The sequence below is a fragment of the Pseudomonas sp. CCI3.1 genome, from assembly GCF_034313985.1.
Lineage (GTDB): Bacteria > Pseudomonadota > Gammaproteobacteria > Pseudomonadales > Pseudomonadaceae > Aquipseudomonas > Aquipseudomonas psychrophila.
Genome location: NZ_JAVIWO010000001.1, coordinates 3,729,637 through 3,750,401, shown reverse-complemented (window position 1 = coordinate 3,750,401; position 20,765 = coordinate 3,729,637). Strand labels below are relative to the sequence as shown.

34 protein-coding genes are annotated in these 20,765 nt (G+C 53.3%); all 34 read right to left on the bottom strand.

Translation table 11 applies throughout. The annotated features are described in order from the left end of the window. Window positions 1–121: 121 nt before the first annotated feature. Window positions 122–586, bottom strand: a complete 465-nt coding sequence (gene bfr / locus RGV06_RS17185) for a bacterioferritin (protein ID WP_046810342.1) — start codon at window positions 584–586, stop codon at window positions 122–124. Between the two features lie 155 nt (window positions 587–741). Next, entirely contained in the window at window positions 742–2,190 is a 1,449-nt protein-coding gene (locus RGV06_RS17180; RefSeq protein ID WP_322150657.1) for a catalase, read from the bottom strand. A 173-nt stretch (window positions 2,191–2,363) separates the two neighbouring features. After that, window positions 2,364–2,750 (bottom strand): 50S ribosomal protein L17, encoded by a 387-nt coding sequence (rplQ, locus tag RGV06_RS17175; protein WP_003444357.1) that lies wholly within the window; start codon window positions 2,748–2,750, stop codon window positions 2,364–2,366. A gap of 42 nt (window positions 2,751–2,792) precedes the next feature. Further along, complete coding sequence (locus RGV06_RS17170) at window positions 2,793–3,794, bottom strand: DNA-directed RNA polymerase subunit alpha (protein ID WP_003176403.1); 1,002 nt, start codon at window positions 3,792–3,794, stop codon at window positions 2,793–2,795. Between the two features lie 22 nt (window positions 3,795–3,816). Then, the gene (gene rpsD, locus RGV06_RS17165; RefSeq protein ID WP_003444359.1) at window positions 3,817–4,437 is read right to left on the bottom strand and encodes a 30S ribosomal protein S4; all 621 of its coding nucleotides are present in this window, start codon (window positions 4,435–4,437) and stop codon (window positions 3,817–3,819) included. Window positions 4,438–4,455: 18 nt separating this feature from the next. Beyond that, entirely contained in the window at window positions 4,456–4,845 is a 390-nt protein-coding gene (gene rpsK / locus RGV06_RS17160; RefSeq protein ID WP_007924177.1) for a 30S ribosomal protein S11, read from the bottom strand. 30 nt (window positions 4,846–4,875) lie between these two features. Then, window positions 4,876–5,232: a 30S ribosomal protein S13 gene (gene rpsM, locus RGV06_RS17155; RefSeq protein ID WP_016779184.1), complete on the bottom strand. Its 357-nt coding sequence runs from the start codon at window positions 5,230–5,232 to the stop codon at window positions 4,876–4,878. A gap of 129 nt (window positions 5,233–5,361) precedes the next feature. Continuing rightward, on the bottom strand, window positions 5,362–5,478 hold the full coding sequence (gene rpmJ, locus RGV06_RS17150; protein WP_002555468.1) for a 50S ribosomal protein L36: 117 nt from the start codon (window positions 5,476–5,478) through the stop codon (window positions 5,362–5,364). 32 nt (window positions 5,479–5,510) lie between these two features. Further along, window positions 5,511–6,839: a preprotein translocase subunit SecY gene (gene secY / locus RGV06_RS17145; protein WP_019409908.1), complete on the bottom strand. Its 1,329-nt coding sequence runs from the start codon at window positions 6,837–6,839 to the stop codon at window positions 5,511–5,513. Next, complete coding sequence (gene rplO, locus RGV06_RS17140) at window positions 6,840–7,277, bottom strand: 50S ribosomal protein L15 (RefSeq protein WP_003444362.1); 438 nt, start codon at window positions 7,275–7,277, stop codon at window positions 6,840–6,842. 3 nt (window positions 7,278–7,280) lie between these two features. Next, the gene (gene rpmD / locus RGV06_RS17135) at window positions 7,281–7,457 is read right to left on the bottom strand and encodes a 50S ribosomal protein L30 (protein ID WP_003444363.1); all 177 of its coding nucleotides are present in this window, start codon (window positions 7,455–7,457) and stop codon (window positions 7,281–7,283) included. 2 nt (window positions 7,458–7,459) lie between these two features. Then, window positions 7,460–7,960, bottom strand: a complete 501-nt coding sequence (rpsE, locus tag RGV06_RS17130) for a 30S ribosomal protein S5 (protein WP_003186035.1) — start codon at window positions 7,958–7,960, stop codon at window positions 7,460–7,462. A 3-nt stretch (window positions 7,961–7,963) separates the two neighbouring features. After that, complete coding sequence (gene rplR, locus RGV06_RS17125) at window positions 7,964–8,314, bottom strand: 50S ribosomal protein L18 (protein WP_003444364.1); 351 nt, start codon at window positions 8,312–8,314, stop codon at window positions 7,964–7,966. 10 nt (window positions 8,315–8,324) lie between these two features. Further along, on the bottom strand, window positions 8,325–8,858 hold the full coding sequence (gene rplF / locus RGV06_RS17120) for a 50S ribosomal protein L6 (protein WP_003444365.1): 534 nt from the start codon (window positions 8,856–8,858) through the stop codon (window positions 8,325–8,327). Between the two features lie 12 nt (window positions 8,859–8,870). After that, a complete protein-coding gene (rpsH, locus tag RGV06_RS17115) occupies window positions 8,871–9,263 on the bottom strand; it encodes a 30S ribosomal protein S8 (protein WP_003444366.1) in 393 nt (130 codons plus the stop codon). Between the two features lie 212 nt (window positions 9,264–9,475). Next, complete coding sequence (gene rpsN / locus RGV06_RS17110; RefSeq protein WP_019409906.1) at window positions 9,476–9,781, bottom strand: 30S ribosomal protein S14; 306 nt, start codon at window positions 9,779–9,781, stop codon at window positions 9,476–9,478. A 13-nt stretch (window positions 9,782–9,794) separates the two neighbouring features. Further along, window positions 9,795–10,334, bottom strand: coding sequence for a 50S ribosomal protein L5 (gene rplE / locus RGV06_RS17105; RefSeq protein WP_003444368.1), 540 nt, complete (start codon window positions 10,332–10,334; stop codon window positions 9,795–9,797). A 22-nt stretch (window positions 10,335–10,356) separates the two neighbouring features. Then, window positions 10,357–10,671 (bottom strand): 50S ribosomal protein L24, encoded by a 315-nt coding sequence (gene rplX, locus RGV06_RS17100; RefSeq protein ID WP_003444369.1) that lies wholly within the window; start codon window positions 10,669–10,671, stop codon window positions 10,357–10,359. Between the two features lie 11 nt (window positions 10,672–10,682). Beyond that, on the bottom strand, window positions 10,683–11,051 hold the full coding sequence (gene rplN / locus RGV06_RS17095; RefSeq protein WP_002555479.1) for a 50S ribosomal protein L14: 369 nt from the start codon (window positions 11,049–11,051) through the stop codon (window positions 10,683–10,685). A 23-nt stretch (window positions 11,052–11,074) separates the two neighbouring features. Further along, window positions 11,075–11,341, bottom strand: coding sequence for a 30S ribosomal protein S17 (rpsQ, locus tag RGV06_RS17090; protein ID WP_003194644.1), 267 nt, complete (start codon window positions 11,339–11,341; stop codon window positions 11,075–11,077). Window positions 11,342–11,343: 2 nt separating this feature from the next. Beyond that, entirely contained in the window at window positions 11,344–11,535 is a 192-nt protein-coding gene (gene rpmC, locus RGV06_RS17085) for a 50S ribosomal protein L29 (RefSeq protein WP_003444371.1), read from the bottom strand. Beyond that, the gene (rplP, locus tag RGV06_RS17080) at window positions 11,535–11,948 is read right to left on the bottom strand and encodes a 50S ribosomal protein L16 (protein WP_016779178.1); all 414 of its coding nucleotides are present in this window, start codon (window positions 11,946–11,948) and stop codon (window positions 11,535–11,537) included. The genes rpmC and rplP overlap by 1 nt, the downstream gene beginning before the upstream one ends. A 12-nt stretch (window positions 11,949–11,960) precedes the next feature. Then, window positions 11,961–12,647 carry a 30S ribosomal protein S3 gene (gene rpsC / locus RGV06_RS17075; RefSeq protein WP_003176422.1) on the bottom strand — a complete coding sequence of 229 codons (687 nt, stop codon included), beginning with the start codon at window positions 12,645–12,647 and terminating at the stop codon, window positions 11,961–11,963. Between the two features lie 13 nt (window positions 12,648–12,660). Beyond that, window positions 12,661–12,993: a 50S ribosomal protein L22 gene (gene rplV, locus RGV06_RS17070; RefSeq protein ID WP_003444373.1), complete on the bottom strand. Its 333-nt coding sequence runs from the start codon at window positions 12,991–12,993 to the stop codon at window positions 12,661–12,663. 13 nt (window positions 12,994–13,006) lie between these two features. Further along, entirely contained in the window at window positions 13,007–13,282 is a 276-nt protein-coding gene (gene rpsS, locus RGV06_RS17065; RefSeq protein WP_003232420.1) for a 30S ribosomal protein S19, read from the bottom strand. A gap of 16 nt (window positions 13,283–13,298) precedes the next feature. Beyond that, window positions 13,299–14,123: a 50S ribosomal protein L2 gene (gene rplB, locus RGV06_RS17060; RefSeq protein ID WP_019824364.1), complete on the bottom strand. Its 825-nt coding sequence runs from the start codon at window positions 14,121–14,123 to the stop codon at window positions 13,299–13,301. Between the two features lie 14 nt (window positions 14,124–14,137). After that, window positions 14,138–14,437, bottom strand: coding sequence for a 50S ribosomal protein L23 (gene rplW, locus RGV06_RS17055; protein ID WP_003444375.1), 300 nt, complete (start codon window positions 14,435–14,437; stop codon window positions 14,138–14,140). After that, window positions 14,434–15,036 (bottom strand): 50S ribosomal protein L4, encoded by a 603-nt coding sequence (rplD, locus tag RGV06_RS17050; protein ID WP_003444376.1) that lies wholly within the window; start codon window positions 15,034–15,036, stop codon window positions 14,434–14,436. Before rplD ends, rplW begins: the two co-directional genes overlap by 4 nt. 12 nt (window positions 15,037–15,048) lie before the next feature. Continuing rightward, a complete protein-coding gene (rplC, locus tag RGV06_RS17045) occupies window positions 15,049–15,684 on the bottom strand; it encodes a 50S ribosomal protein L3 (RefSeq protein ID WP_003444377.1) in 636 nt (211 codons plus the stop codon). 81 nt (window positions 15,685–15,765) lie between these two features. After that, window positions 15,766–16,077, bottom strand: coding sequence for a 30S ribosomal protein S10 (gene rpsJ / locus RGV06_RS17040; protein WP_003186070.1), 312 nt, complete (start codon window positions 16,075–16,077; stop codon window positions 15,766–15,768). A gap of 142 nt (window positions 16,078–16,219) precedes the next feature. Beyond that, window positions 16,220–17,413: an elongation factor Tu gene (gene tuf, locus RGV06_RS17035; RefSeq protein ID WP_003444379.1), complete on the bottom strand. Its 1,194-nt coding sequence runs from the start codon at window positions 17,411–17,413 to the stop codon at window positions 16,220–16,222. Window positions 17,414–17,448: 35 nt separating this feature from the next. Next, window positions 17,449–19,554, bottom strand: coding sequence for an elongation factor G (gene fusA, locus RGV06_RS17030; RefSeq protein WP_019824367.1), 2,106 nt, complete (start codon window positions 19,552–19,554; stop codon window positions 17,449–17,451). A 30-nt stretch (window positions 19,555–19,584) separates the two neighbouring features. After that, on the bottom strand, window positions 19,585–20,055 hold the full coding sequence (gene rpsG, locus RGV06_RS17025) for a 30S ribosomal protein S7 (RefSeq protein ID WP_019824369.1): 471 nt from the start codon (window positions 20,053–20,055) through the stop codon (window positions 19,585–19,587). Between the two features lie 123 nt (window positions 20,056–20,178). Next, on the bottom strand, window positions 20,179–20,550 hold the full coding sequence (rpsL, locus tag RGV06_RS17020) for a 30S ribosomal protein S12 (RefSeq protein ID WP_002555494.1): 372 nt from the start codon (window positions 20,548–20,550) through the stop codon (window positions 20,179–20,181). Window positions 20,551–20,765: the final 215 nt, after the last annotated feature.

Below are 20,765 nucleotides of genomic sequence, written 5' to 3'. Positions count from 1 at the left end.
AAACGGCGCATAAAAAAAGCCCCTGCCATCAACAGATGGCAGGGGCTTTTTGTTAGCGCATTCTGTATTGCGAGCAAAGCACGCTCCCACAATAGGGTTGCGTTCTCTTACCCGACTGAAATCAGAACTGCGATTGCAGGTAGTTCTGAAGACCTATCGTCTTGATCAAGCCCAGCTGTTTTTCCAGCCAGTAAGTGTGATCTTCTTCGGTGTCTGCCAGCTGAATGCGCAACATGTCACGGCTTACGTAGTCCTTGTGCAGCTCACACAAAGCAATACCTTTGCACAGTGCAGCGCGGACCTTGTACTCAAGGCGCAGGTCAGCAGCGAACATTTCAGGCACTGTTGTGCCGACATCCAAATCATCCGGGCGCATGCGCGGAGTGCCTTCAAGCATCAGAATCCGGCGCATCAACGCATCAGCGTGTTGTGCCTCTTCTTCCATTTCGTGGTTGATACGCTCGTAGAGCTTGGTAAAACCCCAATCCTCGTACATACGGGAATGGACAAAATATTGGTCACGTGCAGCCAGCTCGCCGGTGAGCAACGTGTTGAGGTAATCGATTACGTCCGGGTGCCCTTGCATCGCCGCACATCTCCCTGCTTGAAAGGCTGTAGTTTGAACCATGCAGACTAAGAGGTCACGACTCAATCGCTATAAAATCCTGCATTTGTAGAGAAAACAGGCCTAAATAACGCAAAAACCGCCCTATTGAGGGCGGTTCTGCTTCTCACTTAGACTTACTTAGCCTTTACGCCCAGTGCTTTGGCAACACCGTCACCGTAAGCCTGATCGGCATTGTAGAAATGTTGCAGCTGACGCTCCACCACATCGTCTGAAACCCCGCCCATTGCCCCTGCGATGTTATTGATCAGCAGGGCTTTCTGCTCGTCATTCATCAGACGGAACAGCGCGCCCGCGTGGCTGTAGTAATCGCTATCAACGCGATGATCGTAACGATCAGCTGCGCCACTCAGGGCCAGAGGCGGCTCAGCGAACTGCGGGGCTTGTTTTGGCGCATCCGCGTAGCTGTTGGGTTCGTAGTTCGGCGCAGCTCCCCCGTTGTTGCCATAGGCCATGGCACCATCGCGCTGATAGTTATGCACAGGCACACGCGCCGAGTTGATAGGCAGGTGCTGGTGGTTAGTACCTATACGGTAGCGATGCGCATCAGCATAAGCGAACACACGACCTTGGAGCATACGGTCTGGAGACAAACCGACACCGGGCACCATGTTGCTGGGGCCAAACGCAGCTTGCTCGACTTCGGCGAAGTAGTTGAGTGGATTACGGTTCAACTCAAGTTCACCGATTTCAATCAACGGAAACTCTTTCTGTGACCAGGTTTTGGTCACGTCGAATGGGTTTTCGTAGTGAGCGGCTGCTTGCGCCTCGGTCATGATCTGCATGCAGACACGCCATTTAGGGAAATCACCGCGCTCAATGGCATCAAACAAATCCCGTTGTGCATAGTCAGGGTCAGTACCTGCAAGACGCGCTGCCTCGGCAGGCGGCAGGTTTTTGATACCTTGCTTGGTCTTGTAGTGCCATTTGACCCAGTGACGCACACCGGCCGCATTGATCAGGCTGTAGGTATGGCTGCCAAAACCGTGCATGTGACGGTAGCCATCAGGAATCCCACGATCAGAGAACAGGATAGTGACCTGGTGCAATGCTTCAGGCGAGTGTGACCAGAAATCCCACATCATCTGCGCACTTTTCAGATTGCTTTGCGGCAAACGTTTTTGGGTGTGGATAAAGTCGGGAAACTTAAGAGGGTCACGAATGAAGAACACGGGCGTGTTGTTGCCCACGATGTCCCAGTTACCTTCTTCGGTATAAAACTTGAGTGCAAAACCTCGTGGATCACGCTCGGTGTCGGCCGAGCCACGTTCGCCACCTACGGTTGAAAAGCGCAGAAACGTTGGTGTTTGCTTGCCAATGGTGTCGAACAGCTTGGCACTGCTGTACTGAGCCATGTCACGGGTCAGCGTGAAGGTACCGTGTGCACCTGAACCCTTCGCGTGCACACGTCGTTCCGGAATGTTTTCACGGTTGAAGTGGGCGAGCTTCTCGATCAGATGAAAATCGTCGAGTAGCAAAGGGCCACGAGGACCGGCAGAACGAGAATTCTGGTTATCAGCAACTGGAGCGCCGCTGGCGGTTGTAAGCGTTTTGGTCTGGCTCATGCGTTTGCTTCCTCAGTCAGTCTTTGTACTGCCGGCTAATCGGCTGAGGAAGAGTATTGACCATGATCTGCGCACGGGCAAATGCATTAAATGATAAGAATCAATAGAAAAACATAATCGTACAGACACAAAAAACCGGGCACTAGGCCCGGTTCTTTGTAGAGACTGACGTCTTACTCAGCGGATACAGCTTCACCGCCAACTGGACGATCAACCAACTCGACGTACGCCATAGGCGCGTTGTCGCCAGCGCGGAAACCGCACTTGAGGATGCGCAGGTAGCCACCCTCACGAGTTGCATAACGCTTGCCCAGATCGTTGAACAGCTTACCAACGATGGCTTTCGAACGCGTACGGTCGAAGGCCAGACGGCGGTTAGCCAGACAATCATTCTTGGCCAGAGTAATCAGCGGCTCAGCAACGCGACGCAATTCTTTGGCTTTCGGCAGAGTCGTTTTGATCAGCTCGTGCTCAAACAACGACACTGCCATGTTTTGAAACATAGCCTTGCGGTGGGAGCTAGTGCGGCTCAGGTGACGACCACTTTTACGATGACGCATGGTTCATTCCTTACCAAACACAACGTTCGGTGATTACGACGATCAGGCAGTCGCCTTGTCGTCCTTCTTAAGACTTGCAGGCGGCCAGTTGTCGAGGCGCATGCCGAGGGACAGACCACGGGAGGCCAGAACGTCCTTGATTTCAGTCAAGGATTTCTTGCCCAGGTTCGGAGTCTTCAACAGTTCTACTTCGGTGCGCTGAATCAGGTCACCGATGTAGTAAATGTTCTCCGCCTTAAGGCAGTTGGCCGAACGCACGGTCAGTTCCAGATCGTCAACCGGACGAAGCAGGATCGGATCGATCTCGTCTTCCTGTTCGATTACCACTGGCTCGCTGTCACCTTTGAGGTCGACGAATGCAGCCAACTGCTGTTGCAGAATGGTTGCAGCACGACGAATGGCCTCTTCAGGATCCAGTGTACCGTTGGTTTCCAGATCAATAACCAGCTTGTCCAGGTTAGTACGCTGCTCGACACGGGCGTTTTCCACCACGTATGCGATACGGCGAACCGGGCTGAACGAAGAGTCAAGCTGCAAGCGACCAATGCTGCGGCTTTCATCTTCATCGCTCTGACGCGAATCTGCTGGTTCATAACCACGACCACGAGCTACGGTGAGCTTCATGTTCAAGGCGCCGTTAGACGCCAGGTTGGCGATTACGTGATCGGGATTAACGATCTCGACATCATGATCCAGCTGAATATCGGCAGCGGTAACCACCCCCGAACCCTTCTTCGACAAGGTCAGCGTAACTTCGTCACGGCCGTGCAGCTTGATAGCCAGACCTTTAAGGTTCAACAGGATTTCAATTACGTCTTCCTGTACACCTTCGATGGCGCTGTACTCGTGGAGCACACCGTCAATCTCGGCCTCGACTACTGCACAGCCTGGCATTGAGGACAACAGGATGCGGCGCAGCGCGTTGCCCAGGGTGTGGCCAAAACCACGCTCGAGAGGCTCGAGTGTGATTTTAGCGCGGGTTGGACTGACAACTTGCACATCAATATGGCGAGGTGTCAGGAACTCATTTACCGAAATCTGCATGGATGCACCTATTTTCTAGCCCTTACTTGGAGTAGAGCTCGACAATCAGGCTTTCGTTGATGTCGGCGGACAGATCACTGCGAGCAGGAACGTTCTTGAAAACGCCCGACTTCTTCTCAGTGTCTACTTCTACCCATTCTACGCGGCCACGTTGGGCACACAGATCGAGAGCTTGGACAATGCGAAGCTGGTTCTTTGCTTTCTCGCGGATAGCGACCACGTCACCAGCACGAACCTGGTACGACGGAACGTTTACGGTCTGACCGTTAACGCTGATCGACTTGTGCGATACCAACTGACGAGATTCGGCACGAGTAGAACCGAAACCCATACGGTATACGACGTTATCCAGGCGGCATTCGAGCAGTTGCAACAGGTTTTCGCCAGTTGCACCTTTCTTGCCAGCAGCTTGTTTGTAGTAGCCGCTGAACTGACGCTCGAGAACGCCGTAGATACGACGGACCTTCTGCTTTTCACGCAGTTGGGTACCGTAGTCGGATTGGCGACCGCGGCGTTGGCCGTGGATGCCTGGAGCAGCTTCAATATTGCACTTCGATTCGATAGCGCGCACACCACTCTTCAGGAAGAGATCGGTGCCTTCACGACGTGCCAGTTTGCATTTTGGACCAATGTAACGAGCCATTCTTTACAGTCTCCTGGATTACACGCGGCGCTTCTTCGGCGGACGGCACCCGTTGTGCGGGATTGGCGTCACGTCGGTGATGCTGGCGATCTTATAGCCACAGCCGTTCAAAGCACGGACAGCGGACTCACGACCTGGACCTGGGCCCTTGACGTTAACGTCAAGGTTTTTCAGGCCATATTCCAGCGCAGCTTGACCAGCACGTTCAGCAGCTACTTGAGCAGCGAACGGGGTGGACTTGCGAGAACCGCGGAAACCCGAACCACCGGAGGTAGCCCAAGAAAGCGCATTACCCTGACGGTCGGTGATGGTCACGATTGTGTTGTTGAAAGACGCGTGGATGTGGGCGATGCCATCAACCACTGTCTTTTTAATTTTCTTACGAGGACGAGCAGCAGGTTTTGCCATGACTAAATTCCTGTCGATTCGCTGGTGCGATTACTTGCGGATCGGCTTACGCGGACCTTTGCGAGTACGCGCGTTGGTCTTGGTACGCTGACCGCGTACTGGAAGACCACGACGATGGCGCAGACCGCGGTAGCAGCCCAAGTCCATCAAGCGTTTGATTTTCATGTTGACTTCACGACGCAGGTCACCTTCAGTGGTGAACTTCGCCACTTCGCCACGCAGCAACTCAATCTGCTCGTCGCTCAGATCCTTGATCTTAGCGGCTGGGTTTACACCAGCATCCGCACAGATTTTCTGTGAGGTAGTGCGACCAACACCATAGATGTAGGTCAGCGAGATAACAGTGTGCTTGTTATCTGGAATGTTAACGCCTGCAATACGGGCCATTCAGTGGGACTCCAATTGACAGCTACCTACGCCCCGGAAGCCAAGAAATAGGGCGCGAGATAATATCGCTGTAATAACAAATAATCAACCCAGCAGCGCACTAGCTGCTGGGCTTCAAACAGATCACACTCAGCCTTGGCGCTGTTTGTGACGTGGTTCCGCGCTGCAAATTACCCGAACAACACCTTCGCGGCGAATAATCTTGCAGTTACGGCACAGCTTTTTCACCGATGCACGAACTTTCATCACCAACTCCTCTCACCTTACGGGGTAGTACTTCAGCGAAGCATGCCGCTGCCGTAGCCCTTCAGGTTGGCTTTCTTCATCAGGGATTCGTACTGGTGCGAAACGAGGTGCGATTGTACTTGGGACATGAAGTCCATAACAACCACAACAACGATCAGCAACGAGGTCCCGCCAAGGTAGAACGGAACGTTTGCCGCAACCACCAGGAACTGGGGCAACAGACACACGGCCGTCATATAAAGAGCACCGAACAGAGTCAAACGAGTCAAAACGCCATCAATATAGCGTGCCGACTGCTCACCTGGACGGATACCCGGAATAAAGGCACCGGACTTCTTCAGGTTTTCCGCTACGTCTTTCGGATTGAACATCAACGCCGTATAGAAGAAGCAGAAGAAAATAATCCCTGCACTAAACAGCAGAATATTCAACGGCTGACCAGGAGCGATCGACTGCGAGATGTCCTGCAACCAGCCCATACCTTCAGACTGACCAAACCAGGCACCCAGCGAAGCCGGGAACAGCAAAATGCTGCTCGCAAAAATAGCCGGGATAACGCCGGCCATATTCACTTTCAGCGGTAAGTGGCTAGTCTGCGCAGCAAAAACCTTGCGGCCCTGCTGACGCTTGGCGTAGTGAACAGCAATACGACGCTGACCACGCTCAATGAACACCACAAAACCGATAATCGCTACTGCCAGCAAACCGATAGCAACCAAAGCGAAAATATTGATATCGCCCTGACGTGCAGACTCGAAAGACTGCCCTATTGCTCTCGGAAGACCGGCGACGATACCCGAAAAAATCAACATCGAGATACCGTTGCCAACACCACGCTCAGTAATCTGCTCACCCAGCCACATCATGAACATTGCACCCGCCACAAAAGTGGTTATTGCAACGAAATGGAAGCCTAGGTCACCAGTGAACGCTACGCCTTGCCCCGCCAGACCAATGGACATGCCAATAGCCTGAACGAGAGCAAGAACGACAGTGAGGTAGCGGGTGTACTGGCTTATCTTGCGACGTCCAGCTTCACCTTCCTTCTTCAACTGCTCCAGCTGCGGGCTAACAGCGGACATAAGCTGCATGATGATCGATGCCGAAATGTACGGCATGATCCCCAGCGCAAAAATACTCATCCGCTCCAGCGCGCCGCCGGAAAACATGTTGAACAAGCTAAGTATGGTCCCCTCATTCTGTCGAAACAGGTCCGCCAGCCGGTCCGGGTTGATGCCTGGAACTGGGATGTGTGCGCCTATTCGGTAGACGATAATCGCCAGGAATAGAAAACGCAGTCGAGCCCAGAGCTCGGATAACCCGCCTTTGCTGAGCGCTGAGAGAGCACCTTGCTTAGCCATTTATTCCTCGAACTTGCCGCCAGCTGCTTCGATAGCCGAACGCGCACCTTTGGTGGCGCCGATTCCCTTGCCGATTGTGACAGCGCGAGTAACTTCACCGGACAGCATGATTTTCACACGCAGTACGTTGACGTTGATCACGTTGGCATCTTTCAGGGTCTGCACAGTAACGATGTCGCCTTCCACTTTAGCCAGCTCGGACAAACGCACTTCTGCGCGATCCATAGCTTTCAGGGAAACGAAACCGAACTTAGGCAGACGGCGATGCAACGGCTGTTGACCGCCTTCAAAGCCTGGAGCAATTGTGCCACCGGAACGGGAGGACTGACCTTTGTGACCACGGCCACCAGTCTTGCCCAAACCGCTACCGATACCACGGCCCGGACGATGCTTTTCGCGACGGGAACCCGGCGCTGGACTCAGATCATTGAGTTTCATCGATTAACCCTCTACACGCAGCATGTAGTAAGCCTTGTTGATCATCCCGCGATTCTCGGGAGTATCAAGTACTTCTACAGTGTGACCGATGCGACGCAGACCCAGACCCTTAATGCACAGTTTGTGATTAGGGATGCGGCCGGTCATGCTTTTGATCAGCGTTACTTTAACGGTAGCCATGATCAGAAGATCTCCTTGACGCTTTTGCCACGCTTGGCGGCAATAGATTCAGGAGATTGCATAGCTTTCAAACCTTTAAAAGTGGCGTGAACCACGTTTACCGGGTTAGTCGAGCCGTAGCACTTGGCCAGTACGTTCTGAACGCCAGCAACTTCGAGGACAGCACGCATAGCGCCGCCAGCGATGATACCGGTACCTTCAGAAGCAGGCTGCATGTAAACCTTGGAAGCGCCGTGGGCGGATTTCATGGCGTACTGCAGAGTGGTGCCGTTCAGGTCCACTTGAATCATGTTGCGGCGAGCAGCTTCCATTGCCTTCTGGATCGCAGCAGGCACTTCACGTGACTTGCCACGGCCGAAGCCAACACGCCCTTTACCATCACCAACCACGGTCAACGCGGTGAAAGTGAAGATACGGCCGCCTTTAACGGTTTTGGCTACGCGGTTAACTTGAACCAGCTTCTCAATGTAGCCTTCGTCGCGCTTTTGGTCGTTATTTGACATAACTTAGAACTCCAGCCCAGCTTCACGAGCAGCCTCAGCCAGCGCTTTCACGCGGCCGTGGTACTTGAAGCCAGAGCGGTCGAAAGCCACCTGCGAGACGCCAGCGGCTTTTGCACGCGTAGCGACCAGCTGGCCAACCTTTGTGGCCGCGTCGATGTTGCCAGTGGCAGCATCACGCAGTTCTTTGTCCAAAGTCGAGGCGCTTGCCAGGACTTTGCTGCCGTCGGCCGAGATGACCTGGGCGTATATATGCTGCGACGAGCGGAACACGCAGAGACGCACGACTTCTAGTTCGTGCATTTTCAGACGTGCTTTGCGAGCGCGACGCAGGCGAGTAACTTTTTTGTCGGTCATTTGCTATGCCCTACTTCTTCTTGGCTTCTTTACGACGGACGACTTCGTCCGCGTAACGTACACCCTTGCCTTTATAAGGCTCTGGCGGACGGAAACCGCGGATCTCAGCGGCCACCTGACCTACCAGCTGCTTATCAATACCCCGGATCAGGATATCGGTTTGGCTAGGAGTCTCAGCGGTGATGCCTTCCGGCAATTCGTAATCCACTGGGTGCGAGAAGCCAAGAGCCAGGTTCAGCACTGTGCCTTTTGCTTGCGCTTTGTAACCAACACCGACCAGCTGGAGCTTACGCTCGAAGCCTTGGCTTACGCCTTGGACCATGTTGTTTACCAACGCACGAGTGGTACCAGCCATTGCGCGAGTTTGTTGATCGCCATTGCGAGCAGCGAAACGCAGCTCACCAGCTTCTTCAACAATCTCAACGGACGAATGGATGTTCAGTTCTAGAGTGCCCTTGGCACCCTTCACCGAAAGCTGTTGGCCGGCGAATTTTACTTCGACACCAGCTGGCAGCTTAACGGGGTTCTTAGCGACGCGTGACATGCTTATCCCCCCTTAGAACACAGTGCAAAGAACTTCGCCGCCGACACCGGCAGCGCGCGCAGCACGATCCGTCATCACACCTTTGCTGGTGGAGACGATAGACACACCAAGACCGCCACGAACTTTCGGCAGATCTTCGGAGGACTTGTACTGACGCAGGCCTGGACGGCTAACGCGCTTAACTTCTTCGATAACCGAACGGCCTTCGAAGTATTTCAGCTCGATAGACAGCAGTGGTTTGATTTCGCTGCTGATCTGATAATCCGCGATGTAACCTTCGTCTTTGAGAACTTTGGCTACAGCTACCTTCAACGTGGAAGATGGCATGCTTACGACGGACTTTTCAGCCATCTGGGCATTACGGATTCGAGTTAGCATGTCCGCTAACGGGTCCTGCATACTCATGGGCTAGACGCTCCTGATACAAAAAGAATTAGCCTTGCGGCTACAACTGTCGCCGAGTGACTCAATGCTTAAAAAGCACGGGCTCAGGCGAGCCGGTCATTCTAGACACACGCCAGAAATGAATCAAGCCCCAATAGGGGCTTGATTCATATTCAAGGTCACCGGCTGTCAGGATCTTACGACCCTGACATGGGTAACTTTGCCTGTGCGCCTTACCAGCTGGCTTTAACCAGACCTGGTACGTCGCCGCGCATTGCTGCTTCACGCAATTTGTTACGGCCAAGGCCGAACTTGCGGTAAACACCATGCGGACGACCAGTGAGGCGGCAGCGGTTACGCATGCGCGCAGCGCTTGCGTCACGTGGCTGCTTCTGCAGAGCAACTTGAGCTTCCCAACGTGCTTCTGGACTTGCGTTCAGATCCACGATGATAGCTTTCAGCTCAGCACGCTTCTTGGCGAACTTGGCAACCGTGAGCTGACGTTTCAGCTCGCGGTTTTTCATGCTCATCTTAGCCATGGTCCTACTCCAATCAGTTGCGGAACGGGAATTTGAATGCACGCAGCAATGCGCGACCTTCATCATCCGTTCGAGCAGTGGTGGTCAGGGTAATGTCCAGACCGCGGAGGGCATCGATTTTGTCGTAGTCGATTTCCGGGAAGATGATCTGCTCTTTAACGCCCATGCTGTAGTTACCACGACCATCGAAGGACTTGGCATTCAGGCCGCGGAAGTCGCGAACCCGAGGCAGGGAGATCGACAGCAGACGATCCAGGAATTCGTACATACGCTCACGGCGCAGAGTAACCTTAACGCCGATCGGCCAGCCTTCGCGAACTTTAAAGCCTGCGATGGACTTGCGAGCGTAGGTCACTACACATTTTTGACCCGTGATTTTTTCCAAATCAGCTACAGCGTGCTCGATGATTTTCTTATCACCGATCGCTTCGCCCAAACCCATGTTCAGGGTGATTTTGGTAACGCGCGGAACTTCCATCACGTTCGAAAGCTTAAGTTCTTCCTTAAGTTTCGGAGCGATTTCCTTCCGGTAAATCTCTTTTAGTCGTGCCATGGTCTTATCTACCTAGCAGTGTTCAAGCATCAACCGCTTTTTGGGTCGACTTGAAGACACGAATTTTCTTGCCTTCTTCTACTTTGAAACCAACGCGGTCAGCCTTGTTGGTTTCGCCGTTGAAGATGGCGACGTTAGAAGCGTCCAGTGGAGCTTCTTTTTCGACGATACCGCCTTGTACGCCCGACATCGGGTTAGGCTTGGTATGACGCTTAACCAGGTTCAGACCGCCAATAACCAAACGGTTGTTAGCGAGAACCTTAAGCACCTTACCGCGCTTACCTTTGTCTTTGCCGGCGATCACGATGATCTCGTCGTCACGACGAATCTTTTGCATGTCGGATCTCCTTACAGCACTTCTGGGGCGAGCGAGACGATCTTCATGAACTTCTCAGTACGAAGTTCACGGGTCACTGGCCCAAAGATACGGGTGCCGATCGGCTCTTGCTTGTTGTTCAGAAGAACAGCAGCGTTGCCATCAAAGCGGATAATGGAGCCATCAGCACGACGTACGCCGTGACGAGTGCGGACTACAACAGCAGTCATCACTTGGCCTTTTTTCACTTTACCGCGAGGAATTGCTTCCTTCACGGTAACTTTGATGATGTCACCGATACCAGCGTAACGACGATGGGAGCCACCCAGCACCTTGATGCACATAACGCGGCGTGCGCCGCTGTTATCGGCCACATCGAGCATGGATTGAGTCTGAATCATATAATTTCTCCGACCCCTAGTCCTTAGACTTCCACAGCGCGTTCGAGAACATCAACCAATGCCCAAGACTTAGTCTTGGCCATCGGACGAGTTTCACGAATAGTGACTTTGTCGCCGATGTGGCACTGATTGGTTTCGTCGTGCGCGTGCAGCTTAGTCGAACGCTTAACGTATTTACCGTAGATCGGGTGCTTAACGCGACGCTCGATCAAAACGGTGATGGTTTTGTCCATCTTGTCGCTGACAACACGGCCAGTCAGCGTACGGACAGTCTTTTCGGCTTCAGCCATGATTACTTACCTGCCTGCTGTTTGAGCACAGTCTTCACGCGAGCGATGTCACGCTTAACTTGCGAGAGCAGATGCGACTGCCCCAACTGGCCAGTTGCTTTCTGCATACGCAGATTGAACTGGTCGCGCAGCAAGCCGAGCAGTTGCTCGTTCAGCTGCTGTGCGGATTTTTCACGAAGTTCATTCGCTTTCATCACATCACCGTCCGTTTAACAAAGGAGGTGGCGAGCGGCAGCTTTGCAGCAGCCAGGGCGAAAGCCTCACGCGCCAGCTCTTCAGTAACACCCTCGATTTCATACAGGACTTTGCCTGGCTGAATCTGGGCAACCCAATATTCCACGTTACCCTTACCTTTACCCATACGAACTTCGAGGGGCTTTTTGGAAATAGGCTTGTCCGGGAATACACGGATCCAGATCTTACCGCCACGCTTAACGTGACGGGTCAGTGCACGACGCGCTGATTCGATCTGACGAGCGGTGAGACGACCACGAGCAACAGACTTCAGCGCATATTCGCCGAAGCTGACTTTGCTACCGCGCAATGCCAAGCCACGGTTGTGGCCAGTCATTTGCTTGCGGAACTTCGTACGCTTAGGTTGTAACATTTGGCGTACCCCTTACTTAGCAGCTTTTTTACGAGGCGCTGGTGCTTGTGGCTTCAGCTCTTCTTGGCGACCACCAATTACTTCGCCTTTGAAGATCCAAACCTTTACACCGATCACACCGTAAGTGGTGTGAGCTTCGTAGTTGGCATAGTCGATGTCGGCACGCAGGGTGTGCAATGGCACACGACCTTCGCGATACCATTCAGTACGTGCGATTTCAGCACCGCCGAGACGACCGCTCACTTGGATTTTGATGCCTTTGGCACCAATGCGCATAGCGTTCTGTACAGCGCGTTTCATCGCGCGACGGAACATTACACGACGCTCCAGCTGCTGAGCTACGCTCTGCGCAACCAGCATACCGTCGAGCTCCGGCTTGCGGATCTCTTCGATATTGATGTGCACAGGCACACCCATTTGCTTGGTCAGGTCCTGACGCAGTTTCTCAACATCTTCACCTTTCTTCCCGATAACGATACCTGGACGAGCGGTGTGGATGGTGATACGTGCAGTTTGGGCCGGACGATGGATATCGATACGGCTTACGGACGCGCTTTTTAGTTTGTCTTGGAGGTATTCACGCACCTTCAGATCAGCGAACAAATAGTCCGCATAAGTCCGACCGTCTGCGTACCAGACGGAGGTGTGCTCCTTGACGATTCCCAGGCGAATGCCAATGGGATGTACTTTCTGACCCATCTCTTCGACTCCGTTACTTGTCAGCAACCTTGACAGTGATATGGCAAGACCGCTTGACGATGCGATCAGCGCGGCCTTTGGCACGCGGCATGATGCGCTTCAGCGAACGCCCTTCGTTGACGAAAACGGTGGCGACTTTGAGGTCGTCAACGTCCGCGCCTTCGTTATGCTCGGCGTTGGCTACGGCCGACTCCAGCACTTTCTTGATGATCTCGGCGGCTTTCTTGTTGCTGAAAGCCAACAGGTTGAGCGCTTCGCCCACCTTCTTCCCGCGGATCTGGTCGGCGACCAAGCGGGCTTTCTGGGCGGAGATTCGAGCGCCCGACAACTTAGCGGCTACTTCCATCGTTCCTTACCCCTTAACGCTTGGCTTTCTTGTCTGCCACGTGCCCACGATAAGTGCGGGTACCGGCAAACTCGCCTAGTTTATGGCCAACCATGTCTTCGTTCACAAGAACTGGGACATGAAGACGACCGTTATGCACAGCGATGGTCAAACCGACCATTTGTGGCAGGATCATCGAACGACGCGACCAGGTTTTCACCGGTTTGCGATCGTTCTTTTCCGCCGCCACTTCGATCTTCTTCAGTAGGTGAAGATCAATAAAAGGACCTTTTTTCAGAGAACGTGGCACTGTCGTATCCCTCTATTTACTTGCGACGACGGACGATCATTTTGTCGGTACGCTTATTACCACGAGTCTTCGCGCCCTTAGTCGGGAAGCCCCATGGCGATACCGGATGACGACCACCAGAGGTACGACCTTCACCACCACCATGTGGGTGGTCAACCGGGTTCATGGCAACACCACGAACGGTTGGGCGAACGCCACGCCAGCGTTTGGCACCAGCTTTACCCAGCGAACGCAGGCTGTGCTCGGAGTTCGAGACTTCGCCAAGCGTTGCACGGCATTCAGCCAATACTTTACGCATTTCACCGGAACGCAGACGCAGGGTCACGTAGACACCATCACGAGCGACCAACTGAGCCGAAGCACCAGCGGAACGAGCGATTTGTGCGCCTTTGCCCGGCTTCAATTCGATGCCGTGTACGGTGCTACCAACTGGAATGCTGCGCAGTTGCAACTGGTTGCCTGGCTTGATCGGAGCCAAAGCACCCGAAATCAGCTGGTCGCCAGCGCTCACGCCTTTAGGGGCGATGATGTAACGGCGTTCGCCGTCTGCGTACAACATAAGAGCAATGTGAGCAGTACGGTTTGGATCGTATTCAATACGCTCAACAGTGGCTGGAATGCCATCTTTGTCGTTGCGACGGAAGTCGACCAAACGATAATGCTGCTTATGACCACCACCGATGTGACGCGTGGTAATACGGCCATTGTTGTTACGACCACCAGTCTTCGATTTCTTCTCGAGCAGCGGTGCGTGAGGAGCGCCTTTATGCAGCTCCTGGTTGACCACCTTGACCACATGACGGCGGCCAGGGGAAGTCGGTTTGCATTTAACGATTGCCATGATGCACCCCTTCCTTACTCAGCACTGCTGCTGAAATCGAGATCTTGGCCTGGCTGAAGGGAGATTACTGCCTTCTTCCAGTCATTACGCTTGCCCACGCCGCGAGCGGTGCGCTTGCTCTTACCCAGAACATTCAGGGTAGTAACACGCTCAACTTTCACGCTGAACAGGCTTTCGACGGCCTTCTTGATTTCCAGCTTGGTTGCATCAGTAGCAACCTTGAAAACGAACTGGCCTTTCTTGTCTGCCAGAACCGTAGCCTTCTCGGAAACGTGCGGGCCAAGCAGAACTTTAAATACGCGTTCCTGGTTCATCCCAGCAGCTCCTCGAATTTCTTCACGGCCGACACGGTGATCAACACCTTGTCGTATGCGATCAGACTAACTGGGTCGGAACCTTGCACGTCACGTACATCAACGTGTGGCAGGTTGCGAGCAGCCAGGTACAGGTTCTGATCAACAACTTCAGACACGATCAGGACGTCTGTCAGACCCATGCCATTCAGTTTGTTCAGCAGATCTTTGGTTTTCGGCGCTTCAACTGCGAAGTCCTGAACCACGATCAGACGATCAGTACGAACCAGTTCAGCAAGGATGGAACGCATTGCTGCGCGATACATCTTCTTGTTGAGCTTCTGAGAGTGATCTTGTGGACGAGCTGCGAAAGTAGTACCACCGCCGCGCCAGATTGGGCTACGGATAGTACCGGCACGAGCACGGCCAGTACCTTTCTGACGCCAAGGGCGCTTACCGCCACCACGAACGTCGGAACGGGTCTTTTGCTGCTTGCTACCTTGACGACCGCCAGCCATGTAGGCCACGACTGCCTGGTGAACCAGCGTCTCGTTGAACTCGCCGCCAAACGTCAGTTCGGAAACTTCGATCGCTTGAGCATCATTTACATTTAATTGCATGTCAGCTTCCCCTTAACCGCGAGCCTTGGCCGCCGGACGTACAACCAGGTTGCCGCCAGTAGCGCCAGGAACAGCACCCTTGACCAACAACAGATTGCGTTCAGCGTCGACGCGCACTACTTCGAGGGACTGCACGGTCACGCGCTCAGCGCCCATATGACCGGACATTTTTTTGCCCTTGAATACACGACCAGGAGTCTGGCACTGGCCAATAGAGCCCGGGACGCGGTGGGAAACGGAGTTACCGTGAGTGTTATCTTGGCCACGGAAATTCCAACGCTTGATCGTACCCTGGAAGCCTTTACCTTTGGACTGACCGGTCACATCGACCATCTGACCTGCGGTGAAGATTTCAGCGTTGATCAGATCGCCTGCTTGGTACTCGCCTTCTTCAAGACGGAATTCCATTACGGTACGACCAGCTGCAACGTTTGCTTTAGCGAAGTGACCCGCTTGAGCAGCAGTTACACGCGAAGCGCGACGCTCGCCGACAGTGACTTGCACTGCACGATAGCCATCGGTTTCTTCAGTTTTGAACTGGGTGACGCGATTCGGCTCGATCTCAATGACCGTAACCGGAATGGAGACACCTTCTTCGGTGAAAATACGGGTCATACCGCATTTACGACCGACTACACCAATAGTCATGTTGTAAACCTCATGAGTGTACGGGGCTTTCACCCGCTATGGCCGCCCATTTCAGAGCGTTACACGACTAAGACCCAAGTCTTAGCCGAGGCTGATCTGCACTTCCACACCGGCCGCAAGATCAAGCTTCATAAGTGCATCAACGGTTTTATCCGTTGGCTGGACGATGTCCAGAACGCGCTTATGAGTACGGATCTCGTACTGGTCACGCGCGTCTTTGTTGACGTGCGGGGAGACCAGAACGGTGAACCGCTCTTTACGGGTAGGCAGTGGAATTGGACCACGCACTTGAGCACCAGTACGTTTCGCGGTTTCCACGATTTCCTGGGTTGATTGGTCGATCAGGCGATGGTCAAAAGCCTTCAACCTGATACGGATTTGCTGATTTTGCATTGGATTTCAGACTCCGATTGCTATTCCCACCGAGCGCAATACGCCCGTTTAAAGGAGGCGCAATTCTATAGATGGCCCAACTGGGTGTCAACTCAATAAAAAAAGCCCCCGCTGAGCGGGGGCTTTTTCAGGCAATCAAAGCTTAAGCAATGATTTTGGCTACTACGCCAGCGCCGACGGTACGACCGCCTTCACGGATTGCGAAACGCAGACCGTCTTCCATTGCGATGGTTTTGATCAGGGTGACAACCATTTTGATGTTGTCGCCTGGCATTACCATTTCAACGCCTTCCGGCAGTTCGCAGTTACCGGTCACGTCAGTGGTCCGGAAGTAGAACTGTGGACGGTAGCCTTTGAAGAACGGAGTATGACGGCCGCCTTCTTCTTTGCTCAACACGTACACTTCAGCTTCGAAGGTAGTGTGTGGCTTAACCGAACCCGGCTTAACCAGAACCTGGCCACGCTCTACGTCGTCACGCTTGGTGCCGCGCAGCAGCACGCCGCAGTTCTCGCCAGCACGACCTTCGTCAAGCAGCTTACGGAACATTTCAACGCCGGTGCAGGTGGTAACAGTAGTGTCACGCAGACCAACGATTTCCAGCGGATCTTGAACGCGAACGATACCGCGCTCGATACGACCAGTTACAACAGTACCGCGACCGGAGATCGAGAATACGTCTTCGATTGGCATCAGGAACGGCTTGTCGATAACACGAACTGGGTCCGGAATGTAAGTATCCAGAGTTTCAACCAGTTTACGAACGGCAGTGGTGCCCATTTCGTTGTCGTCTTTGCCTTCCAGAGCCATACGAGCAGAACCGATGATGATCGGAGTGTCGTCGCCTGGGAAGTCGTAAGTCGACAGCAGGTCACGAACTTCCATCTCAACCAGTTCCAACAGCTCAGCGTCGTCTACCAGGTCAGCCTTGTTCAGGAAAACCACGATGTACGGAACGCCAACCTGACGGGACAGCAGGATGTGCTCACGGGTTTGTGGCATCGGACCATCAGCGGCCGAACAAACCAGAATAGCGCCGTCCATCTGAGCAGCACCGGTGATCATGTTCTTCACATAGTCAGCGTGACCTGGGCAGTCAACGTGAGCGTAGTGACGGATCAGCGAGTTGTATTCAACGTGCGCAGTGTTGATGGTGATACCACGAGCTTTTTCTTCTGGCGCGCTGTCGATTTTATCGAAGTCAACGATAGCCGAACCGAAAATCTCGGAGCAAACACGAGTCAGAGCTGCAGTCAGCGTGGTTTTACCATGGTCAACGTGACCGATAGTGCCAACGTTGACGTGCGGTAGGGAACGATCAAATTTTTCTTTAGCCACGACAATTAACTCCTTGCCTAAAGGACTGAACTAAATCAGCCTTGTTTTTTAGTAACAGTTTCGACGATGTGCGCCGGAGCTGTATCGTATTTTTTGAATTCCATAGAGTAGCTTGCGCGACCCTGAGACATGGAACGAACGTCGGTCGCATAACCGAACATTTCACCCAACGGAACCTCAGCACGAATAACTTTGCCGGAAACCGTATCTTCCATACCCTGGATCATGCCGCGACGACGATTCAAGTCGCCCATCACGTCACCCATATAGTCTTCAGGTGTAACAACCTCTACCGCCATGATCGGCTCAAGCAGCTCACCGCCACCTTTGGTAGCCAGTTGCTTGGTCGCCATGGAAGCAGCCACCTTAAACGCCATCTCGTTGGAGTCGACGTCGTGGTAAGAACCATCAAACACGGTAGCCTTCAGGCCGATCAGCGGATAGCCGGCAACAACACCGTTCTTCATCTGCTCTTCGATGCCCTTCTGGATAGCCGGGATGTATTCCTTAGGAACCACACCACCTACCACTTCGTTCACGAACTGCAGACCTTCCTGACCTTCGTCAGCAGGTGCAAAACGGATCCAGCAGTGACCAAACTGGCCACGACCGCCGGACTGACGAACGAACTTGCCTTCGATCTCACAGTTCTTCGTGATGCGCTCACGATACGAAACCTGAGGCTTACCGATGTTGGCTTCGACGTTGAACTCACGGCGCATCCGGTCAACCAGGATGTCCAAGTGCAGCTCGCCCATGCCCGAGATGATCGTCTGACCAGTCTCTTCATCAGTTTTAACGCGGAAAGATGGATCTTCCTGAGCAAGCTTGCCCAGTGCAACACCCATTTTTTCCTGGTCATCCTTGGTCTTAGGCTCTACGGCAACCGAAATAACCGGCTCCGGGAAGTCCATGCGAACCAGAATGATTGGCTTGTCAGCGTTGCACAAAGTCTCACCAGTGGTGACGTCCTTCATGCCGATCAAGGCCGCGATGTCACCAGCGCGTACTTCCTTGATTTCTTCACGGGCGTTTGCGTGCATTTGCACCATACGACCCACACGCTCTTTCTTGCCTTTAACCGAGTTGATCACGCCGTCGCCGGAGTTCAACACGCCCGAGTAAACACGGACGAAGGTCAAGGTACCTACGAATGGGTCGGTAGCGATCTTGAACGCCAGAGCCGAGAACGGCTCGCTGTCGTCAGCATGACGCTCCAGCTCGATGCTCTCGTCATCAGGGTCAGTACCCTTGATGGCAGGAATATCAGTCGGAGCAGGCAGGAAGTCGATAACGGCGTCGAGAACCAGGGGAACACCCTTGTTCTTGAAGGAAGAACCGCAAACAGCCAAGACGATCTCACCAGCGATAGTACGCTGACGCAGAGCAGCCTTGATTTCCGCGATGGTGAATTCTTCACCCTCGAGGTACTTGTTCATCAGCTCTTCATTGGCTTCGGCCGCAGCCTGAACCATGTTGTCGCGCCATTCGTCAGCAAGATCTTTCAGCTCAGCTGGAATTTCTTTGCGAACAGGAACCATACCCTTGTCAGCATCGTTCCAGTACACAGCTTCCATGTTGATCAGATCAATCTGACCCTGGAAGTTGTCTTCAGAACCGATAGCCAGCTGGATTGGAACCGGAGTGTGGCCCAGACGCTTCTTGATCTGCTCAATAACGCGCAGGAAGTTGGCGCCAGCACGGTCCATCTTGTTTACGTAAACAAGACGTGGAACGCCGTATTTGTTGGCTTGACGCCATACGGTTTCCGACTGAGGCTCAACGCCCGAGGTACCACAGAACACAACGACAGCGCCGTCGAGTACGCGCAGGGAACGCTCAACTTCAATAGTGAAGTCTACGTGGCCCGGGGTATCGATTACATTGAAGCGATGCTCGTCCTTGTACTGCTTGGCAGAACCTTTCCAGAAGGCGGTGATAGCAGCAGAAGTAATGGTAATACCACGCTCCTGCTCCTGAACCATCCAGTCTGTGGTCGCGGCGCCATCATGCACCTCGCCCATTTTGTGACTTTTGCCAGTGTAAAACAGTACGCGCTCAGTGGTAGTGGTTTTACCAGCATCCACGTGAGCGACGATACCGATGTTACGGTAGCGACTAATCGGAGTAGTACGAGCCATAAAGCCCTCGCAAAATTAGTGAAGCTGAATTTAGAAGCGGTAGTGCGAGAAAGCTTTGTTAGCTTCGGCCATACGGTGCACGTCTTCACGCTTCTTAACAGCAGCACCTTTACCTTCAGCTGCGTCCAACAGTTCGCCAGCCAAACGCAGAGCCATAGACTTCTCGCCGCGCTTACGGGCGAAGTCTACCAACCAGCGCATTGCCAGGGCGTTACGACGGGACGGGCGAACTTCGACCGGAACCTGGTAAGTAGCACCGCCTACACGGCGCGACTTCACTTCGACCAGCGGAGCGATGGCGTCGAGAGCTTTCTCGAAGATTTCCAGGGGATCGCTGTTCTTGCGTTCTTTAACCTTTTCCAGCGCGCCATAAACGATACGCTCGGCAACGGCTTTTTTGCCGCTTTCCATCACGTGGTTCATGAACTTGGCCAGGATTTGGCTTCCGTATTTTGGATCGTCAAGCACATCGCGCTTGGCTGCTACGCGTCTTCTTGGCATGGATAAGCCCTCAAACGGTCTTCAGGTTAGCTCGGAACCATTACATCCAAAAGATGCACGTCCGACCTTACTCTTATCGACTCAGAAAAAAAGAAATCTGCATTTTTTACCAGCAACCGAATACTACTTCGGCTTCTTGGTACCGTACTTCGAACGACCTTGGTTACGACCTTTAACGCCGGAAGTATCCAAAGAGCCGCGAACGGTGTGATAACGAACACCTGGCAAGTCTTTTACACGACCGCCACGAATCAGTACCACGCTGTGTTCTTGCAAGTTGTGACCTTCACCACCGATGTACGAGGAAACCTCGAAACCGTTGGTCAGGCGCACACGGCATACTTTACGCAGTGCCGAGTTAGGTTTTTTCGGCGTAGTTGTATACACACGGGTGCATACGCCACGACGTTGCGGGCAGTTTTGCAGCGCAGGTACGTCGGATTTCTCGACGATACGCTTACGCGGCTGACGTACCAGCTGGTTGATAGTTGCCATCTACTAGCTCCACTGTTGTCTTGCGACGCTATTGTCTTGCAAGAAAAGCAAAATGGCAGGAACGAATTCCCGCCAAATTTAGGGGTACAAGAGTCTAAAGAGGATCTTGCCCCCAGTCAAGGCAAGGCCCCGACACTTCCACTCATCAAACCCAGACAAAATGTCTCAATTCGATGAATGGAACTGCCGAGGCCCACCCTTCATTTACCGCAGAA

Excerpts from the sequence above, each read along its gene's own strand:
- rpsD (WP_003444359.1), bottom strand. The coding sequence starts at position 4,437 with ATGGCTCGTTACATTGGTCCAAAATGCAAACTGGCACGTCGTGAAGGC.
- rpsK (WP_007924177.1), bottom strand. The coding sequence starts at position 4,845 with ATGGCAAAACCTGCTGCTCGTCCTCGTAAGAAAATTAAAAAGACAGTG.
- rplP (WP_016779178.1), bottom strand. The coding sequence starts at position 11,948 with ATGTTACAACCTAAGCGTACGAAGTTCCGCAAGCAAATGACTGGCCAC.
- rpsJ (WP_003186070.1), bottom strand. The coding sequence starts at position 16,077 with ATGCAAAATCAGCAAATCCGTATCAGGTTGAAGGCTTTTGACCATCGC.
- rpsN (WP_019409906.1), bottom strand. The coding sequence starts at position 9,781 with ATGGCTAAGATGAGCATGAAAAACCGCGAGCTGAAACGTCAGCTCACG.
- rplC (WP_003444377.1), bottom strand. The coding sequence starts at position 15,684 with ATGACTATTGGTGTAGTCGGTCGTAAATGCGGTATGACCCGTATTTTC.
- rplO (WP_003444362.1), bottom strand. The coding sequence starts at position 7,277 with ATGAAACTCAATGATCTGAGTCCAGCGCCGGGTTCCCGTCGCGAAAAG.
- bfr (WP_046810342.1), bottom strand. The coding sequence starts at position 586 with ATGCAAGGGCACCCGGACGTAATCGATTACCTCAACACGTTGCTCACC.
- RGV06_RS17170 (WP_003176403.1), bottom strand. The coding sequence starts at position 3,794 with ATGCAGATTTCGGTAAATGAGTTCCTGACACCTCGCCATATTGATGTG.
- rpsC (WP_003176422.1), bottom strand. The coding sequence starts at position 12,647 with ATGGGTCAGAAAGTACATCCCATTGGCATTCGCCTGGGAATCGTCAAG.
- rplE (WP_003444368.1), bottom strand. The coding sequence starts at position 10,334 with ATGGCACGACTAAAAGAGATTTACCGGAAGGAAATCGCTCCGAAACTT.
- rplQ (WP_003444357.1), bottom strand. The coding sequence starts at position 2,750 with ATGCGTCATCGTAAAAGTGGTCGTCACCTGAGCCGCACTAGCTCCCAC.
- rpsQ (WP_003194644.1), bottom strand. The coding sequence starts at position 11,341 with ATGGCTGAAGCCGAAAAGACTGTCCGTACGCTGACTGGCCGTGTTGTC.
- rpsH (WP_003444366.1), bottom strand. The coding sequence starts at position 9,263 with ATGAGTATGCAGGACCCGTTAGCGGACATGCTAACTCGAATCCGTAAT.
- rpsE (WP_003186035.1), bottom strand. The coding sequence starts at position 7,960 with ATGTCAAATAACGACCAAAAGCGCGACGAAGGCTACATTGAGAAGCTG.
- rplD (WP_003444376.1), bottom strand. The coding sequence starts at position 15,036 with ATGCAATTAAATGTAAATGATGCTCAAGCGATCGAAGTTTCCGAACTG.
- RGV06_RS17180 (WP_322150657.1), bottom strand. The coding sequence starts at position 2,190 with ATGAGCCAGACCAAAACGCTTACAACCGCCAGCGGCGCTCCAGTTGCT.
- rplW (WP_003444375.1), bottom strand. The coding sequence starts at position 14,437 with ATGAACCAGGAACGCGTATTTAAAGTTCTGCTTGGCCCGCACGTTTCC.
- rplR (WP_003444364.1), bottom strand. The coding sequence starts at position 8,314 with ATGACCGACAAAAAAGTTACTCGCCTGCGTCGCGCTCGCAAAGCACGT.
- fusA (WP_019824367.1), bottom strand. The coding sequence starts at position 19,554 with ATGGCTCGTACTACTCCGATTAGTCGCTACCGTAACATCGGTATCGTC.
- rpsG (WP_019824369.1), bottom strand. The coding sequence starts at position 20,055 with ATGCCAAGAAGACGCGTAGCAGCCAAGCGCGATGTGCTTGACGATCCA.
- rplX (WP_003444369.1), bottom strand. The coding sequence starts at position 10,671 with ATGCAAAAGATTCGTCGTGACGACGAGATCATCGTGATCGCCGGCAAA.
- rpmC (WP_003444371.1), bottom strand. The coding sequence starts at position 11,535 with ATGAAAGCGAATGAACTTCGTGAAAAATCCGCACAGCAGCTGAACGAG.
- rpsM (WP_016779184.1), bottom strand. The coding sequence starts at position 5,232 with ATGGCCCGTATTGCAGGCGTTAACATTCCAGATAACAAGCACACTGTT.
- rplB (WP_019824364.1), bottom strand. The coding sequence starts at position 14,123 with ATGGCAATCGTTAAATGCAAACCGACTTCCCCTGGCCGCCGTCATGTG.
- rplV (WP_003444373.1), bottom strand. The coding sequence starts at position 12,993 with ATGGAAGTAGCCGCTAAGTTGTCGGGCGCTCGAATCTCCGCCCAGAAA.
- secY (WP_019409908.1), bottom strand. The coding sequence starts at position 6,839 with ATGGCTAAGCAAGGTGCTCTCTCAGCGCTCAGCAAAGGCGGGTTATCC.
- rpsL (WP_002555494.1), bottom strand. The coding sequence starts at position 20,550 with ATGGCAACTATCAACCAGCTGGTACGTCAGCCGCGTAAGCGTATCGTC.
- rpmJ (WP_002555468.1), bottom strand. The coding sequence starts at position 5,478 with ATGAAAGTTCGTGCATCGGTGAAAAAGCTGTGCCGTAACTGCAAGATT.
- rpmD (WP_003444363.1), bottom strand. The coding sequence starts at position 7,457 with ATGGCTACCGTTAAAGTAACGCTGATCAAAAGCATGACCGGCCGCATC.
- rplF (WP_003444365.1), bottom strand. The coding sequence starts at position 8,858 with ATGTCACGCGTCGCTAAGAACCCCGTTAAGCTGCCAGCTGGTGTCGAA.
- rplN (WP_002555479.1), bottom strand. The coding sequence starts at position 11,051 with ATGATTCAGACTCAATCCATGCTCGATGTGGCCGATAACAGCGGCGCA.